14 protein-coding genes and 6 pseudogenes are annotated in these 17,019 nt (G+C 40.1%); 7 read left to right on the top strand and 13 right to left on the bottom strand.

Annotated elements, in window-relative coordinates; all coding sequences use genetic code 11:
• Positions 1–3 precede the first annotated feature (3 nt).
• From V8V91_RS16855 to V8V91_RS16845, 3 genes are read right to left on the bottom strand one after another with little or no spacing between them, the layout of a single operon-like run.
• Positions 4–330, bottom strand: a complete 327-nt coding sequence (locus V8V91_RS16855; protein WP_373396378.1) for a hypothetical protein — start codon at positions 328–330, stop codon at positions 4–6.
• A complete protein-coding gene (locus V8V91_RS16850) occupies positions 327–1,286 on the bottom strand; it encodes a hypothetical protein (protein ID WP_373396377.1) in 960 nt (319 codons plus the stop codon). Before V8V91_RS16850 ends, V8V91_RS16855 begins: the two co-directional genes overlap by 4 nt.
• Positions 1,276–1,992 (bottom strand): type III pantothenate kinase, encoded by a 717-nt coding sequence (locus tag V8V91_RS16845; RefSeq protein ID WP_373396376.1) that lies wholly within the window; start codon positions 1,990–1,992, stop codon positions 1,276–1,278. The genes V8V91_RS16850 and V8V91_RS16845 overlap by 11 nt, the downstream gene beginning before the upstream one ends.
• Positions 1,993–2,094: 102 nt before the next feature.
• On the opposite strand from V8V91_RS16845, the gene V8V91_RS16840 reads away from it, so the two are divergent.
• The 4 genes and pseudogenes from V8V91_RS16840 to V8V91_RS16825 all read left to right on the top strand — a co-directional run bounded on the left by V8V91_RS16840 (position 2,095) and on the right by V8V91_RS16825 (position 6,172).
• Positions 2,095–2,865 (top strand): anhydro-N-acetylmuramic acid kinase, encoded by a 771-nt coding sequence (locus tag V8V91_RS16840; protein WP_373396374.1) that lies wholly within the window; start codon positions 2,095–2,097, stop codon positions 2,863–2,865.
• Positions 2,866–2,870: 5 nt separating this feature from the next.
• Positions 2,871–3,167, top strand: coding sequence for an anhydro-N-acetylmuramic acid kinase (locus V8V91_RS16835; protein ID WP_373396372.1), 297 nt, complete (start codon positions 2,871–2,873; stop codon positions 3,165–3,167).
• 73 nt (positions 3,168–3,240) lie between these two features.
• Positions 3,241–4,466: pseudogene (locus tag V8V91_RS16830) on the top strand (Glu/Leu/Phe/Val dehydrogenase dimerization domain-containing protein).
• Positions 4,467–4,647: 181 nt separating this feature from the next.
• Positions 4,648–6,172: pseudogene (locus V8V91_RS16825) on the top strand (sodium:proton antiporter).
• Here the strand turns inward: V8V91_RS16825 and V8V91_RS16820 are convergent.
• Positions 6,169–6,662: pseudogene (locus V8V91_RS16820) on the bottom strand (DNA-3-methyladenine glycosylase I). The pseudogenes V8V91_RS16825 and V8V91_RS16820 sit on opposite strands and share 4 nt — an antisense overlap.
• 177 nt (positions 6,663–6,839) lie before the next feature.
• Between V8V91_RS16820 and alr the strand changes: the two are divergent.
• Positions 6,840–7,994 (top strand): alanine racemase, encoded by a 1,155-nt coding sequence (alr, locus tag V8V91_RS16815; protein WP_373396370.1) that lies wholly within the window; start codon positions 6,840–6,842, stop codon positions 7,992–7,994.
• On the opposite strand, the pseudogene purU reads toward alr, so the two are convergent.
• The 9 genes and pseudogenes from purU to rfbC all read right to left on the bottom strand — a co-directional run bounded on the left by purU (position 7,991) and on the right by rfbC (position 15,194).
• A pseudogene (gene purU, locus V8V91_RS16810) lies at positions 7,991–8,844 on the bottom strand (formyltetrahydrofolate deformylase). The gene alr and the pseudogene purU overlap by 4 nt on opposite strands.
• Before the next feature lie 9 nt (positions 8,845–8,853).
• Positions 8,854–9,591, bottom strand: a complete 738-nt coding sequence (locus V8V91_RS16805; protein ID WP_373396368.1) for a shikimate dehydrogenase — start codon at positions 9,589–9,591, stop codon at positions 8,854–8,856.
• Positions 9,588–10,523: a DUF368 domain-containing protein gene (locus V8V91_RS16800; RefSeq protein ID WP_373396366.1), complete on the bottom strand. Its 936-nt coding sequence runs from the start codon at positions 10,521–10,523 to the stop codon at positions 9,588–9,590. The genes V8V91_RS16805 and V8V91_RS16800 overlap by 4 nt, the downstream gene beginning before the upstream one ends.
• Positions 10,524–10,583: 60 nt before the next feature.
• A pseudogene (locus tag V8V91_RS16795) lies at positions 10,584–11,355 on the bottom strand (phosphosulfolactate synthase).
• An 18-nt stretch (positions 11,356–11,373) separates the two neighbouring features.
• On the bottom strand, positions 11,374–11,850 hold the full coding sequence (locus tag V8V91_RS16790; protein WP_373396365.1) for a tetratricopeptide repeat protein: 477 nt from the start codon (positions 11,848–11,850) through the stop codon (positions 11,374–11,376).
• Positions 11,787–12,788 (bottom strand): tetratricopeptide repeat protein, encoded by a 1,002-nt coding sequence (locus V8V91_RS16785; RefSeq protein ID WP_373396364.1) that lies wholly within the window; start codon positions 12,786–12,788, stop codon positions 11,787–11,789. Before V8V91_RS16785 ends, V8V91_RS16790 begins: the two co-directional genes overlap by 64 nt.
• A 143-nt stretch (positions 12,789–12,931) precedes the next feature.
• Positions 12,932–13,885 carry an NAD-dependent epimerase/dehydratase family protein gene (locus tag V8V91_RS16780; RefSeq protein ID WP_373396363.1) on the bottom strand — a complete coding sequence of 318 codons (954 nt, stop codon included), beginning with the start codon at positions 13,883–13,885 and terminating at the stop codon, positions 12,932–12,934.
• Positions 13,886–13,894: 9 nt separating this feature from the next.
• Positions 13,895–14,593, bottom strand: a complete 699-nt coding sequence (locus tag V8V91_RS16775) for a tyrosine-protein phosphatase (RefSeq protein WP_373396362.1) — start codon at positions 14,591–14,593, stop codon at positions 13,895–13,897.
• A 46-nt stretch (positions 14,594–14,639) separates the two neighbouring features.
• Positions 14,640–15,194 carry a dTDP-4-dehydrorhamnose 3,5-epimerase gene (gene rfbC / locus V8V91_RS16770; protein WP_373396361.1) on the bottom strand — a complete coding sequence of 185 codons (555 nt, stop codon included), beginning with the start codon at positions 15,192–15,194 and terminating at the stop codon, positions 14,640–14,642.
• A 203-nt stretch (positions 15,195–15,397) separates the two neighbouring features.
• On the opposite strand from rfbC, the pseudogene hflX reads away from it, so the two are divergent.
• Together hflX and V8V91_RS16760 are read left to right on the top strand one after the other, a co-directional pair.
• Positions 15,398–16,671, top strand: a pseudogene (hflX, locus tag V8V91_RS16765) (GTPase HflX).
• Entirely contained in the window at positions 16,668–17,006 is a 339-nt protein-coding gene (locus V8V91_RS16760; protein ID WP_373396360.1) for a n-acetylglutamate synthase, read from the top strand. Before hflX ends, V8V91_RS16760 begins: the two are co-directional and overlap by 4 nt.
• Positions 17,007–17,019: the final 13 nt, after the last annotated feature.

The raw sequence follows: 17,019 nt of genomic DNA, 5'->3' as shown, positions 1-17,019 counted from the left end.
GCTTTATTCAAATACTCGTTTATAAAACCAACTATTATCATTAAGTGAAAATCCAAACGTGAAGTTCACATAATTTTCTTGGATCAGGCCATTATCGGTAGTGCCGCGTTGTCCTACTTTCACAGCCAAATTCACCAATGATAATTGATTAACTGGAAATGAAGCTCCAAAGTTAATGCCAATATCATTGATATTTGTCTGGTTCAGATAGTAGGGAGTCTGCTGATATTCCAATCCGAATCGATAAGTAGTTCTTTTCAATGGACTGTCAATCGCTAGGTAATCGGGTACAATCCGAAATCCCAAACCAACTTTAATGGCTTCCCTCAAAGAAAGACTCTCTCCAAAAAAGATTTAAACTTATTAAAATCCTGATATTGCCCCTCCAAACCGAGGGCGAATTTATTCATTTTTTCAAATGTTACCCCAAATCCGATGCGATTTGGAATGTATATACTGCCTTTTTCATCGTTGGCGATCAAATCACCGTCTGAATCGGGATCGCTAGCTTCACCTAAAGCAGCCAATTTGGCAAAGGCTTTTCCACTAACATCCCCCAAATTCTGATAAATGGCACCAAAGTGTAAGTTGTTCTTGTCAGAAAGCTTTGCAACGTAATGTGCACCCCCTTTGAAGCCAATATCACTAACTGTTAATCTTTCATAATATTCAGTAGTGTTCCCTACAGGGTTGTCATTATCATTCAAAAGTGACAATTGATTGTTCCGAATGGTTGACCCAAAAAGATAAGAAACTTGCGCACCGAGGCTGAAATTCTTGGCAACTTTCACCCCAAAACTCATGTAAGTCTCCGAAATACCCCCATCTCCCTGCACATAATTATAGGCTCTCAACTCAGCATTTTCTACCGCGCTCTCTACCTGAAGTCGGTAATTCACACTGGTGATTTGGTTCAGCCCAAGTCCCATCGTCACTTTTCCAGATTTCAATGGAAGTGACATGGCTACATAGGAAAGACCTCCACCATCGACATCTGAAGATTCGGAGCTATTTTTCGCATTGAATTTCTTATAATTCAATGCGGCCTGGAAATTAAATATGGTGTTGTATGTGGTCAATGCCGGGTTGACGACATTGGCATTCCATCCAGTACCATAACTGACTCCAAGTCCTCCCATTCCCTGGTTCTGAGTTAATCCTGAGTAATTAAATTCACCAATGCCCAAAGCACTGTACGTAGAAGCTGAAGACTGTGCTTGGGCTTCACTAAATAAGAAAAGGGTGCAGATTACACCCAGCAATTGCAATTTGATTTTACTCAACATTGTGGTTTAGAATACAATTCAATCCATGTAGGACTAAATTTTGGACTACAAATATGTGGTCTTTTGCTAATGATTCAAAAGATTGAGCGTCTCCACCGCAAACAAAGACCTTGATTTGGGGGAATTTTTGCTCATATTTTTGGATTTGGCCTAGAATTTCTGATTCAATCCCATACCAAATACCTATCTGCATACAACTGATGGTATTGGTTCCTATAAAATCTTCCGGCTTTCCAGAAACTTCCACCAAAGGAAGTCGGGCAGTTAATGCATTCATTGCCTTGGCCCTCATCAATAACCCTGGACTGATGGCTCCGCCTCGATAGGTATTGGATTCATCTACCAGATCAAAGGTCATACAACTTCCCATGTCTATTACCAGCACTGGACCTGATCCTGCCATTTGCCAACCTCCTACAGCAGCAGCCATCCTATCCAATCCCAGGGTAGCTGGACTACCGTACGCATTACCAATAGGAAATTGAAGATTGTTGGATAAGTATTTAAATGGAAATGGAATTTGAATTTTAAGATCTTTCTCCGTCCACTTCACAGAACTTATTAAGCAATTTTGAAAAGAAAGGCCTTTCCAATACTGCAAAGCAGTCGGCAAATCTATAAAAACTGATTCACTTACAAATTCAGTCCCCTTAAACAAGGCAGATTTGATTCTGGTATTGCCAATATCAATGATTAGATTGTCCATTCAGAAATAGGATAGACTGCAAATTAGGCATTAAAAAAAAGAGGGCTTTTCTACAGCAGCAAATTATCTTTGGATTGCTCCATACTTAACAAACTTTAACCCATGAGCAACGCGAACTACCACATAATAGGATTGATGTCAGGAACTTCAGGAGATGGTTTAGATGTGGCTTATTGCCATTTTGAAAAATCCGACCTTTGGCAATTTGAGATTCTGGAAGCCATCACTATCCCTTTTCCGGATCAATTGGGTGAACAGCTCCAAAAAGCCCACCTATTGAATGCACTGGACCTTCACTACCTGGATGTAGCATTTGGAAGATGGATGGGTCAGGAAGTGAAGAAGTTTTGTTCTAAAAAGCAAATTTCTCCGATCGCCATCTGTTCCCATGGTCACACCGTTTTCCATCAACCACAAAAAGGATTGAGTTTACAAATTGGCAATGGATGGGCGCTGCATCAAGCTTCGGAAATGAAAGTGATCAATGATTTTAGAATGCTGGATGTGCAACTTGGAGGCCAGGGAGCACCATTGGTTCCTATAGGTGACCAACTCCTTTTCCCACATTTAGACTTTTGCATCAATCTGGGTGGCATTTCCAATATCAGTATGCAATGGGAAGGAAAACGAATTGCGTTCGATTGTAGCCCATTCAACCTTTTACTGAATCCCATAGCTGAAAAACTGGGTAGCCCTTATGATCGGGATGGGCAATGGGCACGTGAGGGACTAGTGGACGCAGAGCTATTGGAAAAGCTAAACCAGGTTCCTTTTTATCAAAAAAAGGGAGCCAAATCCCTTGGTAGAGAGGATATGGACGAAGTTTTTTCCCTATCATCCTATCAAGTAAGGCTCATGAAAAAGATAAATTAGCCACATTGACGGAGCATTATGCGGTTCAAATCGCTCAAATCATTCAAGCCTACGCACTCCATGAAAAGCCTAAAGTTCTCCTCACCGGAGGAGGTGCCTACCATGCCTATTTTATAGAGCGGCTCCATCATCAGCTCCAAGGTAATTGGCAACAATTTGAAGCTTCCAACGAATTGATTGAGTTTAAAGAAGCATTGATTTTTGGATTTTTAGGAGTGCTCAGATTGAGGGGAGAATCAAATTGTCTGGCTTCTGTTACCCATGCGAGCAGAGATTCTTCCGGAGGAACAATCTTTGGCTGATTTGCTCCTCCACAAAATTTATGAGAGGGATTAAAATTTTATATTTTTGGGGCAGATATAAACCCAATAATTAATGCACGACTTACTAAAGAAATTCGAAAACAAAAAAGCTGAAATTGTTTTTGAATGGAGCGATAATGAATCTGAGGCCGAAGGCTGGGTAGTCATCAACTCTTTAAGAGGAGGAGCTGCAGGAGGTGGAACCCGCATGCGTAAAGGACTGGACAAAAGAGAAGTAGAATCTCTTGCCAAAACCATGGAGGTGAAATTCACTGTATCGGGCCCTGCAATTGGAGGAGCCAAATCAGGGATTAATTTCGACCCAAATGATCCTAGAAAAAACGAAGTGCTTCAGCGCTGGTATAAGGCTGTCATGCCGCTTTTGAAAAATTACTATGGAACTGGGGGTGATATGAATGTGGATGAAATCCATGAAGTGATCCCTATTACGGAAACTTATGGACTTTGGCATCCTCAGGAAGGAATCGTAAATGGGCACTTCCATGCCACAGAACCAGAAAAATCAAAAAGATTGGTCAGTTAAGGCAAGGAGTCTCCAAAGTATTGGAAGATCCTCATTATACGCCCAATGGACCCAAGAAATACACGGTAGCCGACATGATTACAGGGTATGGTGTGGCAGAGGCTGTGAGGCATTATTATAAAATTTGGGGTGGTCAGATCAAAGGAAAGCGAGCTGTTATTCAAGGATGGGGAAATGTAGGCGCTGCAGCCGCATGTTTTCTAGCAGTAGAAGGAGTGAAGGTGGTTGGAATTATTGATAGAGATGGAGGAATCATCCGTGAAGAAGGTCTGAGTTTGGATGAAGTTCGAGACCTCTTTATTGCTAGAGAGGGAAACAAATTGGTAGCCGAGGATATGATTCCTTTTGAAGAAATCAATGAAAAGATCTGGGATATCAACAGTGAAATATTCATTCCTGCTGCGGCTTCCAGATTAGTGACCCAAAACCAAGTAGAACGCATGGTAAATGCAGGGTTGGAAGTAATTTCCTGTGGAGCAAATGTGCCATTTGCAGACCCTGAAATTTTCTTTGGGCCTATTGGAGTCTGGGCAGATAAGCGGATTTCAGTTCTTCCGGATTTTATTGCCAACTGTGGAATGGCCAGAGTCTTTGCCTATTTGATGAGCAAGAAAGCTGAAGTCACTGACCAGGCAATATTTACAGATGTGAGCAAGACGATTGAAAAAGCATTGAACAAAACTTTTCAGGAAAATCCTGAAAAAACCAACATAGCTCAAAGCTCCTTTAAAATAGCTCTAGCACAACTCGTATAAAAATTAGTAGGTAGAATCGCTAGCAAAGGTTAATTTTTGAATTATTCTTGCTAGCGGTTATTTCTCTATTGGGGTCTTTCACCCAAAATCTGTAGTTTAGCAAAACCCATTTTGGGAATTTAACCGCTGGAAAATAGTTACATTTAACCGAAAAGATTACCCAGCAGACCCTATTAGCCAAATGAAGAATTTCATCTTAAGTTTCTCCATACTTTTCGGAATACTCTTTCTTAATGGCTTACAGCCTCAGCTTGCCCTTGCTGAAGAACGTGAGACAAAAGAGACATTCTTAGCCCAAGCAGACCAAACTGATACCGAACACGCTACTGTTGAACATAACGATCAAGCCGATCATGGAGATGAGGAGCATCATGTGGCTCCAACTTGGTTAGTAATTCCCTTTGTAGTTTTACTGTTAATGATTGCCACTGGTCCTTTATTCTATGAGCACTTTTGGCATAAAAATTACCCTAAAATAGCCATAGGTTTGGCCATTTTGGTCGTCTTCTATTATCTGTTTATCCTTTCAAATGTCCATGCTCCTGTACATGCACTGGCGGAATACATTCAGTTTATTGCCTTATTAGCCTCCCTTTACATTGCGTCTGGAGGTATTTTGATTGAAATAGATAAAAAAGCGACCCCATTTGCGAATGTTTCCTTGTTGCTGATTGGAGCTTTAATCTCCAATCTGATCGGAACCACTGGAGCTTCCATGTTGCTGATCAGACCTTTTATCCGCTTGAACAAAGGAAATATTCAAGCCTACCATATTATCTTCTTTATTTTCATGGTAAGTAATGTGGGAGGTTCTTTGACTCCAATTGGAGATCCTCCGTTGTTCCTGGGCTTCTTGAAAGGAATTCCTTTCTTCTGGACCTTGGAGCATAACTGGCCTGCATGGATTTTTGCTTTAGCTTTGCTTGCTATCGCTTTCTATTTCATAGACAAGAAATTGGGTAAAGCTGCCGATGACGAAATTGAACCAGAAGAAATCACTTATACCAACAAGTTCTCCTTGATCGGGATGAAAAACTTTGGTTGGTTATTTATCATCATTTGTTCTGTATTCCTGGATCCTAACGTAATCGAGGGAGTTCCTGCTATCGTCTATGATGGCCAAAAGTTTTCTTACCTAAGAGAGGTGATCATGCTTTCCGTGGCATTCCTTTCTTATCGATTCGCAGATAAGAGAGCGATCCAAGGAAATGAATTTAATTTTGAGCCCATCCGTGAAGTGGCCTTTATTTTCATCGGGATCTTTGGTACCATGATGCCGGCATTGGAATTAGTAGGAAACTTTGCTAAATCTCCAGAAGGAGCATCTTTAATTTCCCACAACACATTGTATTGGGGCACAAGCACTCTCAGGATTCCTGGACAATGCGCCTACCTATTTGAATTTCTTGGCCGCAGCTATGGCATCTAAAGGAGCGGATATCAACAATATTGATCAAGTGAGAGAATTCGCAGCCAATGGATTCCCCGATTCTGCTTTTGAGTTAATGGCCATTGCAGTCGCTTCTGTATTCTTCGGAGCAATGACTTACATTGGGAATGGACCTAACTTTATGGTAAAATCCATTGCAGAGCAAAGCGGAATCAAGATGCCATCCTTCTTTGGCTACATCATTCGATTCTCCTTACCGGTTTTACTTCCAATCCTTATTTTGGTTTGGCTGGTGTTCTTTGCCTTTGTAGGCTAATAGTTTTGAACTTCTGAATGGCGAAAGCAATCAGTTAGATGGTCATTCACAAGACCAGTGGCCTGCATGTGTGCATAAATCGTAGTACTTCCTAAAAATTTAAAGCCCCGTTTCTTGAGATCCTTTGCCAAGGCATCGGACTCAGGAGAGGTGGCAGGAGATGGATCTCCTTTTTTAAGTTCATTTTGAATGGGCTTTCCCCCACAAACCCCCAGATATAGGCAGCAAAAGTTCCGAACTCTTTTTGGACTTCCATAAAGCGTTGGGCATTATTGATGGCCGCTCGGATCTTCATTCCATTTCTAATGATTCCTTTATTCGTAAGTAATTCCTGTACATATGATTCAGGAAATTCCGCCACCACTCGATAATCAAAATTAGCAAAGGCATCTTTATAGCCTTGTCGCTTTTTCAAAATAGTAGCCCAACTCAAGCCTGCCTGCGCACTTTCCAATACTAAAAATTCGAAGTGAATTTGATCGTCCCACACAGGTTTTCCCCATTCTTCGTCATGGTATACAACATACTCTGGGAAGCCCAAACACCAAGGACATCGGGATTTTTGATCGTTCATATAAATTTTCTAAAAGTTTGAGAATAAAATTAAATGAGAATTGGGATAAAGTAACAGCATGTCTTACTTTTTCATTTCAATAAATTAAAAACGATGATCGCTACATCCTTCTTGGAAATTAGCGCAAAAGCTTACCGCCAAAATATACGCTATATCAGATCGGAAATTGGTCCCAACACCATTATTTCGGCTGTAGTAAAAGGAAACGCCTACGGACATGGCATCCCTCAAATGGTAGAAATTGCTGAAAAAGCTGGAATCCGACATTTCAGTACCTTCAGTTCTGATGAGGCCTGGGAAGTCTTTAGACATTCCAAGAAAAAGTCTCAGATCATGATCCTGGGGATGCTATACCCTGAAGAGATGGGAGATCTGATTAAAGCAGGAATTAGTTTTTATGTTTACGATTTTCAAAGGCTAGAACTTGCCATCAACCTCTCAAAGAAACTTGGAATTCCTGCCAAAATCCATGTTGAATTGGAAACCGGGTTTCATCGTACAGGATTTGAATGGTCTTCCCGAGACCGATTATCCAAACTATTGCTTGCTGAATCTGACTCTTTAGAACTGGAAGGGCTCTGTACCCATTATGCTGGGGCAGAGAGCATCAGTAATTATGTTCGAGTAAAAAATCAAATTGAGGTCTACAATAAATTTAGAGAGTACTTCACACATAAAGGAGTTGTTTTCCATAAATACCACACCGCTTGCTCAGCGGCAACTTTGATTTTCCCCGAAACCATCATGGATATGGTCAGAATAGGGATTGCAGGCTATGGATTTTGGCCTACAAAGGAAACGTTTTATGCCAAACTCAATTCCTTACCTAAGGCAAACAAAAATCCACTAAAGCGACTGATCACTTGGAAAAGTACGGTCATGAGCATAAAATCTGTAAAAATGGGGGAGTTTGTGGGGTATGGGAATAGCTTTATGGCTTTACATAACATGAGGCTGGCGATTGTTCCTGTAGGCTATGGGCATGGCTATAGTCGATTGCTGAGTAATCAGGGGCAGGTGTTGATCGGAGGGCAGTATTGTCAAGTGGTGGGTACCGTCATGATGAATGCCATTGCGCTAAACATTACCAAGCTGAAAAATATAGAAGTAGGAGATGAGGTAGTGTTGATTGGAAAGCAAAAGAACAAAGAAATCACAGTTGCATCTTTTTCAGAATCTACACAGCAGGTCAATTATGAAATGCTCACCCGATTGCCCAAGGATATTCCAAGGAAGATCATTCCTTAGTAAAAAATCACGGTTTTGTTTTTGAAGGCCAATACCTTTCTATCCAAATGGTATTTAATCGCCTTGGAGAGCACCACTTTCTCCACGTCCTGTCCTATTTGCACTAAATCAGGGATGGTGTTATGATGTCTTACTCTTGCCACCTCCTGCTCGATGATCGGTCCGGCATCCAATTCCTCTGTCACATAGTGAGCAGTGGCACCAATGATTTTCACCCCCGTTCATAAGCAGCATGGTAAGGTTTGGCCCCCACAAAGGCAGGTAAAAAAGAGTGGTGAATATTTATAATTCTATTTGGGAATTTTGAGATAAAGGTGGCTGAAATAATCTGCATGTACCTAGCCAATACTACAAAGTCAATATCATGCTTTTTCATCAACTCCAATTGCTGCTTTTCGGCTTCCATTTTTGTATCCCGACTGACTGGAATATAATGATAAGGAATACCAAAAGCCTCCACGACAGACTTTAACTCTTGATGGTTAGAAACCACCAAAGGGATATCCACTTCCAGCTGACCCGCATGATGCCTGGCCAAAATATCAAAAAGGCAATGAGATAATTTGCTGACAAAAATGGCCATTTTTGGCCTTGGAAAATTGAAATGAACGTTGAAATCCATTTTGAATTTCTGTCCTACTTCCTCCTCAAATTTTTGGGCAATTTCATCTTTTTGAAGAGAAAAGGAATCCAATTCCCAAGCGGCTCGCATAAAAAACAAACTCAATTCCTCATCAACATGCTGATCAATCTCCAAAATATTTCCATGGTAAGCATAAAGAAACCTCGACACTTCTGCGACGATCCCTTTCTGATCAGGGCATTGAATAAGAAGAATTGCTTTGTTCATCGGGGTAATTTAATCATTCCAGATTTTCCATGCAGCTTCTGCCTGTAATTCAAGCATATCCTGTCCGTTCTTTGCTCTCCCTCCAGCTTGAATGCAAGTCTTCATCAACTTGGTCTCAGCAGGATTATATACTAAATCATACACCAGGATCTCGGGGCCCATTTGTTCTAATGGAATAGCAGGTATTCCTTCCACTTTTGGATACGTACCAAGTGGAGTACAATTGACGATTAAAGGATGCGATTTTAAAATCTCGGGATCATTTTCCAGGTCTTGGTAGCTAATGGACTGGGAATCCTTAGTTCTGGATACGGAAAGAAAATTGATTCCCAAATCTTTTAAAGCCTGCTTTACTGCTTTTGAGGCACCTCCGGTTCCTAAAACCAAGGCATTTGGCCTGGCTTCTCCTATCCATAATTCTAGGGAATGCTTAAACCCAATGTAATCCGTATTATAACCTATAAGCGTTTTATCCTTTATTTTGATACAATTGACGGCACCAATTTCTTCACAAGCTGTATCCAGCTGATCTAAAAATGGAATGACCTGCTGTTTGTAAGGAATAGTTACTGCCATTCCCTCCAAGGTTGGGTTTTCTGCTAAAACAGCTTTAAAATCCTCAATCTTCGGGATTTCATACAAATCAAACTGGCATCCCTCAATTCCTTCTTTTTCAAATTTTGCAGTGAAATACTTTTTTGAAAACGAATGGCCCAAAGGATATCCTATCAATCCGAATTTTCTCATGATTTATTCAAAATGCTTGCTAACCTTTCAATTCCTATCACCAAACCTATTCCAAAAAGGAAAGCCAGAACAGCATACATCAGCTGTGGATCCTGACCTACTTGGCTCAAGTATTCCCCTGGCCATAGATTTTCCGTCAAAAATGGTTTTTCTTCCCCACTAGAAGAAGTTCTGTAGGCAGTCACAATCTTCCAAGGCCAAAGCTTATTCATGGAACCCAACATAAAGCCGGAGAGCAATCCGATTGTTACTGCATAATATCTCTTTAATAACCAGGAGATCACTCTACTAAAAGATAGAATCCCTACCAAACAGCCAAAGGCAAATACTCCTAGGGTCACTACATCGCGTTCAGATACGGCATTTAAGATAGTCTCATATTTTCCTAAAATCAGCAGCAGAAAACTCCCACTGATCCCGGGTAAAATCATTGCACAAATGGCAATAGAACCAGAAATAAAAGTAAACCAAATGGAATCCGGAGAACTGACCGGAGGCAATTCCGTCACAAAATAGGCGATTATGGTACCAAGAATAATGGCCAAAACCACTCCAAAATGCCAGCGGTTGATCCCTTTCAGAATGACAAAAGCACTGATCAAGATCAATCCACAGAAAAAGGACCAAAGCGGAACCGGATGCTCATCCATCAAATAGGTGATGATTTTGGAAAGCGTGAATATGCTGGTTAGGATTCCTAAAAACAGGCTTATTAAAAAAGTGCCATTGACAGCCTTATAAAAAGGCTTGAAATGAAACGATAGCAATAATTTCAAATTCTTCGTATTGAATAAGTTTATGCTATCCAGCAACTTGCTGTAAATACCCGTAATCAATGCGATGGAACCTCCGGAAACACCGGGTACAATATCTGCTGCACCCATCGCCATTCCTTTCAGGTAATTCAGGAAATATTTTTTGATTAGATCCATAGGTAAAAATAAAGGCTGACCGGAAGCATTACCGATCAGCCTCTAATGGTTTTGATCCACTTATAATTTAATCTCTCCTATAAAATGATCGAAGGTATCCCCACGCAACCCAAGACGGATTGTTTCTAATGGAATCACTTCAGTAGGACTGATATTTCCAAGGTTAACATTGGTGCCCAGCAATTTGATAAACCAAACTTGTTGTGCCTTGATCGGAGCTTCCCAGATAATTCTTTCTTCAGGAATTTGAGTTAAAATCTCCTCTACCAACCCTTGTCTAACTTCACCGGAATCCCTGAACAAACCAACATTTCCTCCTTCTCTTGCTTCACCGATTACCTTCCAAGCACCTGCATCCAGTTCAGTCTGCATTTGTTCAATCCACTTATAGGGTGGAATGATCTTGGCGGCATCTTTTGAACCAACTTCTGATAACACCGTCACATCCTTAGCTAGCGTGGAAATGTATTCACATTTTCTATCGTGGTTTAAAGAGATAGACCCATCCGAAACCTCACAATATTCCAATCCATATTTATCCAACACTCTTCGGTAATCATCGAATTGATCCCGGACGATAAATGCTTCAAACAGAGTTCCTCCTAAATAAAACCGGAATTCCTGCTTCTCGATAAACAGCAATCTTTTCAGAAAGATTTTTAGTTACATAGGAAGTTGCCCATCCTAGTTTGACGATGTCAACAAAATCGGAACAGCTATCGACAAAATCCTCTGTTGCTCTAAGGCTCAGACCTTTGTCCATGGCCATAGTAAATCCCGAGGTACGTGGCTTTTCAGTCCGTACAGGGATGTTCTTCAGCTCATAATTCATTGGCTAGGTTTTAATATGTTAAGTCTCAGGATTTTCTTCCCGATACTGGGCGATGATCTTGGACATTGCCTTTTGCTTTTCCAGCTCTGGCATTAATTCGTACAAGACCACGTGCCTATCGTAGGCCAAAGTTAATGCATTTTCCAAATATGAAAACGCTTCTTTGTAATTGGCTAGTTTGATTTGAAAAACAACCATACGATAATACAGTTCCGCCTCCTCAGGAAGTTCGTCAATTCCTTCACTGATCACGTCCACGGCTTCTTCAAATCTATTTTGATCAAAATAGATCAACGATAGGTTAATATAAGTCTCTAAAATACCGGGTTCCAGGTTGATAGCTTCTTCATAAGCCTCTGAACTGGCTTGTAAATTACCCAAGTTAAACTCTGCATCAGCCAGACCTACCCAGTAATTTGGACTTTGTTTATTCAAATTGAGCGCTTTCTTGAAGTAGTGAATCGCTTCAAAAATTTCTCTTTTTTTAACATACACATGCCCAATCCAAACCAGGCATCGTCATACTCTTCATCCAACTTCGCTGCTTTTTTGAAATATTTAAAGGCTCCTTCAATATTTCCCAACTTTTCATAAGCAGCGCCCATGTAGCAACAATTCTCCGCATTGGCACCTTCACAATTGATGGTATTTTGATAGGCTTCCAAAGCAAGTTCATATTGCTCTGTGTTCATTAAGGCATTACCCAAATTAAAATAAGCCGAGGCAAAAGAATCATCGATAATGATGGCATAATCATAGGCCTTGATTGCTTCCTCAAATCGTCCAAGCCTGTTGTAAACCACACCTAAATTATACCAAGCCCCTGCACTATAAGGATCCTGATCAATAAACTCTTGGTAGAATTGGAGAATTTCATCAAAAGACCCTTCCTCTTCCGTAATCATTGCCAACTGGAAAAGTGCGTCTTCATGATTGATACGGTGCTTCACCGCTTCCTTGAAATAGTAAGATGCTTTTTTATTGTCACTGGTCGCTCTGTACAGATTTCCCAGCGAATAATAGACCTCTGCCTTATCTTCTGCCAAGGGCAGAAAATTTTCCAATAATTCAATACCGTATTGGGGGCTTCCTGCCAAAATATGCGCATTGGCTAAAGCTAATAGGATATCCTCATTGTTAGGAGAAATATTGTTGATATTCTCTAATATGCTTAAGCCTTCTTCCAATTCATCATTGAAAATCAAACATTGCGCTTTCAACAATTTTATCTCTACTGAGTAAGGGAATTTTTCCAAAGAGAACTCACTAGCCCTCAATGCTTTAAGGAACTTTTGCTGATCAAAATAATATCGGATAATATCCTCTAATTCCTCCTCTTCAAAATACAATTCTAAATTGGATTTCAGGGAATTTTCAAACCGCTCTACCAGCTTTTTATCATTTTCCCACTCGTGATCGTGATCTCCTGTCATTAAGATGAGTTAAGTTTATTTAAGATACCAAATAAATTGTTCTCTCAAAATCTCAATTTGTTAATTTTTGTGTCAAAATCTAGAAATAATTCCTAAAACATTTTGACCATCTAAGAAGCAAACGATCGCTTCAAAAAATAAGTTTATTTTGCCCACAAAAAGGTCTCCTCGATCGGAGTATAATTAAAATCAAGCAGCTTTTCTATTTTATCATTTTTGAAGATAATGTCCTGCTGGGAAATCATCGCGGTTTGCTTATTCAATGGATTTTTACTCAAGCCTAACATTCGGGCTATGCCCAGGAAGAACAAGCCTAATTTCAATAAAGAATTAGAAACCGGTTTAGTTGGGACCTTTTTACCAAATGCTTTCGCCATTTTTTCGAAAAACTCGCGGTATTTAATGGTCTCTTTGTTGAGAATAAACCGATCTCCCCAACAAGCCTTTTCATAAAGTTCCCTCATGATTTTCGAAGCATCTCTTACGTCCAGATAATTTATACTACCCACAGGATAGTAGCTCGAATTTCCTAAAACATGAGCATAAATAGAGGTACTGCTTCTCTCATCACTTATTTTCCCTAAAAGGATAGAAGGATTTACCACAATCAATTCCAGCCCTTCCTGTTCACCTCTCCAAGCTTCTAACTCCCCAAGGTATTTGGAGGTACCATATTTAGTATTCAGAGGTGAATCCACCCACTTATGCTCCTCATCAATTACGCTTAATTCTGGATTTCTACCCAATGCAGACACAGAGCTTACGTGAATTAGTTTCTTCACACCCGCATTCAACATGCAATTCACCAAATTGGAAGTGCCTCGTACATTTACTTCAAACAGTTCTTCCTCATCCCCTGGAAGAAAAGAGACCTTTCCTGCACAGTGAATTACCAAGTCTATATCTTGAATTGCATCATCAATGGATCCCACATCTGAAATTGTACCTTCATGCCAATGAATTGGAAAATTAATCTCATCCAATAATCGGGTAGAAGAGCTCTTTCTTTTGAAACCATGTATTTCTCCCAAAGAGGCAAACTCTTTGGCTACATAGCTTCCTAAAAGACCCGTGATTCCAGTGATTAAAATTTTCACTTGTATAGATTATAGACTTGAATTGAGAATTTCTATTTCCTTGATCTTTTGATAGGACTTTGACCTTGTCAAGGTCTCCAACATGTCTAGGTACCTTGGGTTATGGCAGTCAGTCCCAAAAAATTTAACCAAGTTTCGCTCTAATAGCATTTCAGCAAAATCTTTTACTTGCTTGGAATAAAACCCCGTTAGAGAAAGAAGGTTTACTTGAAAACTGATTTGTCTATCTACCAAGTCTTCCAAAAGCTTTTTATCTGAAATTAAATATTGATATCGCTCAGGGTGGGCAAAAATAGGTTTGTACCCCGCCATTTCTAATTGAAAGAAAGTTTCCAGAAGCATTTGAGGTTTATTGATGAATCCTGTTTCCACCAATATATGATTGGGGCCAAAGGTTAATAATTCCTCTCCGGATTTTACCTTTTCCAGGAATATCTCATCCATGTAATATTCTGCTGCAGCCTCAATTTCGATCTCTATCCCCTCATTTTTTACTGCTCGGCGAACATCCTGAAGACCCATGTTTATAATCTCAGGGGTATTTCGGTAGTATTCGGACATGATATGGGGCGTGGTGATGATCTTCCTGAGTCCAAAATCTGATAAGCGTTTGATCAGTCCCAAGGACTCCTCCATGGATTTGGAGCCATCATCAATCCCTGGAATCAGGTGGGAATGCATATCCACCTGCATCCAACTCAGGTCCAAATCTTCAAATACTACTTCCTTTTTTTGAACAAATCAAAAATTCCCATTACAATCCTCCTTCGCTAGTTACTTTGAATTCCTCTAAACTTTGCCACTTTGTATCTTTCTCAGAAATAATCGGATCATTCACCATCCAATCGATCTGAAGACTTGGGTCATTCCAAAGAATACCCCCTTCACTTTCCTTATCGTAATAATTAGAACACTTATAAACAAAAATCGCATCTTCCAATACTGAAAATCCATGTGCAAATCCTTTTGGAACATACAAAAGATTATGCTTTTCAGTGTCCATAATAGTAGAATAATAGGACCCGAATGTTTCGGAATCCTTTCTTAGGTCCACGACCACATCCAACACCTTCCCTTGAATTACCCGGACTAGTTTTGCTTGTGCAAATGGTTCTCTTTGGAAGTGTAATCCTCTTACTGTTCCTTTCTGTGAATAAGACTGATTATCCTGTACCCAAGTTTCAAAAACATTCTCCTTCTCTAACCAGTCTGCCCTAAATGATTCAAAGAAATAGCCTCTTTGATCATTAAAAACCTTAGGAAATATTTCTAAGACACCAGGTAAACTGGTTTTACAAATCTCAGCCATGGGTGATGTACGTATACGGCAATTAATTAAATGGTAAAATAACCAAGCCAATACGGAGTATCCTAATCAATTCTAAGGAAATATCCCGAACTTTGCAGAATAATAAGAAGCATACAGCATAATTCTAAGTTTAGAGGAGAGAATTTGATAAAATGAAACTTAATCTACCTCAAATGCTTTTTAGTAGCATATAACAGAATCTCATGGGTAAATTTTCAAGAAAACTTCAAAAATTACACGATACTGCTCCAAAAGTGGATACAGCTGTATTGGTAACGATCATCCGACAAGGGGAGACAGAGCGGGAAACTGAAGAGCATTTGGATGAATTGGCATTTCTTACAGAAACCTTGGGAGCCAAAACAGTTTATCGCTTTACCCAAAAAATGGATAAGCCTGATATCCGTACATTTATAGGGTCAGGAAAACTGGAAGAAATCCAATCATACGTAGAACATTTTGAAGTGGACATGGTCATATTCGACGACGATCTTTCCCCTTCCCAAATGCGGAATTTGGAAAATGAGCTGAAAGTAAAAATCTATGATCGCTCTTTATTAATCCTCGATATATTTCTAAACAGAGCCCAAACAGCCCAAGCAAAGACCCAGGTTGAGCTGGCTCGTTTCCAATACTTACTTCCTCGTTTGACCAGAATGTGGACGCACTTGGAGCGTCAAAGAGGGGGGACCAGTACTCGTGGTGGTGCGGGTGAGAAAGAGATTGAAACAGATAAAAGAGACATTCGAAATAAAATCACCCTGCTGAAATCAAAACTCAGGGATATCGAAAAGCAAGGGATTACCCAACGAAAAGGTAGAAAAGGCATTGTAAGGGTTGCTTTGGTAGGATATACCAACGTGGGGAAAAGTACCTTGATGAACCTGATAACCAAAACTGATATTCTTGCAGAAAACAAGCTTTTTGCGACCGTGGACTCCACCGTCAGAAAAGTGGTTTTGGATAATATTCCATTCCTTTTATCAGATACGGTAGGCTTTATCCGAAAACTGCCTACTCACTTGATTGAGTCCTTCAAGTCTACCTTGGATGAAATCCGGAGGCAGATTTATTGGTCCACGTAGTCGATATTTCTCATCCCAATTTTGAAGATCATATCAATGTTGTGACTGAAACTCTAAGAGAAATCAATGCTGGTGACAAGCCTATCCTGTTGGTGTTCAACAAAATTGATTTGGTAGAAACCATGCCCGATGAGGAAGGCATCATGAATATGAGTGAACTGGAATTGGAAGAAGCCAATTACTTGGATTTTCCTTCTTTGTCTGATGCCTATGAGAAAAAAACCGGTATCAAGCCTGTATTTATGGCCGCTACCTCTGGACTTCATGTGGAGGAATTCCGAGAATCTTTGGTTGCTGAGGTAAAGAAAGCCCATCGAAAAATTTACCCACATTACCTTGAAAATGAAATAGTGGACTGGGAAATGAAAGAAACCGATAATTCCTCTCAATGATGAATTACGATGGCAAATCTTTTCGCCCCATTAGCAATACCGAGAACGGGGAAACTTCTGAAGAAACCCTTTTTCACTACAAGCAAGAAGGAAAAATTCTTTCCTGTGACTATTCTGGTGGAAAAATTATAAAAGGACATTTGATCGGGATTGTAAACGATGCCGGAGAAATTGATATGCGGTATAATCAGATCAATTCGCAAGGAGAACTGATGACAGGAGTCTGTACATCGGTTCCTGAGCTTCTGGAAAATGGAAAAATCCGCCTTCACGAAACCTGGCAATGGACTTCGGGAGACAGATCAAAAGGAAATTCAATTTTAGAGGAGATATAAAAAGGGCAAGTAA

This window comes from Algoriphagus halophilus, from assembly GCF_041729275.1.
Classification (GTDB): Bacteria; Bacteroidota; Bacteroidia; order Cytophagales; family Cyclobacteriaceae; genus Algoriphagus; species Algoriphagus halophilus_A.
The sequence above is the reverse complement of the archived record's forward strand: the minus strand, read 5'-3'. Positions and strand labels throughout refer to the sequence as shown.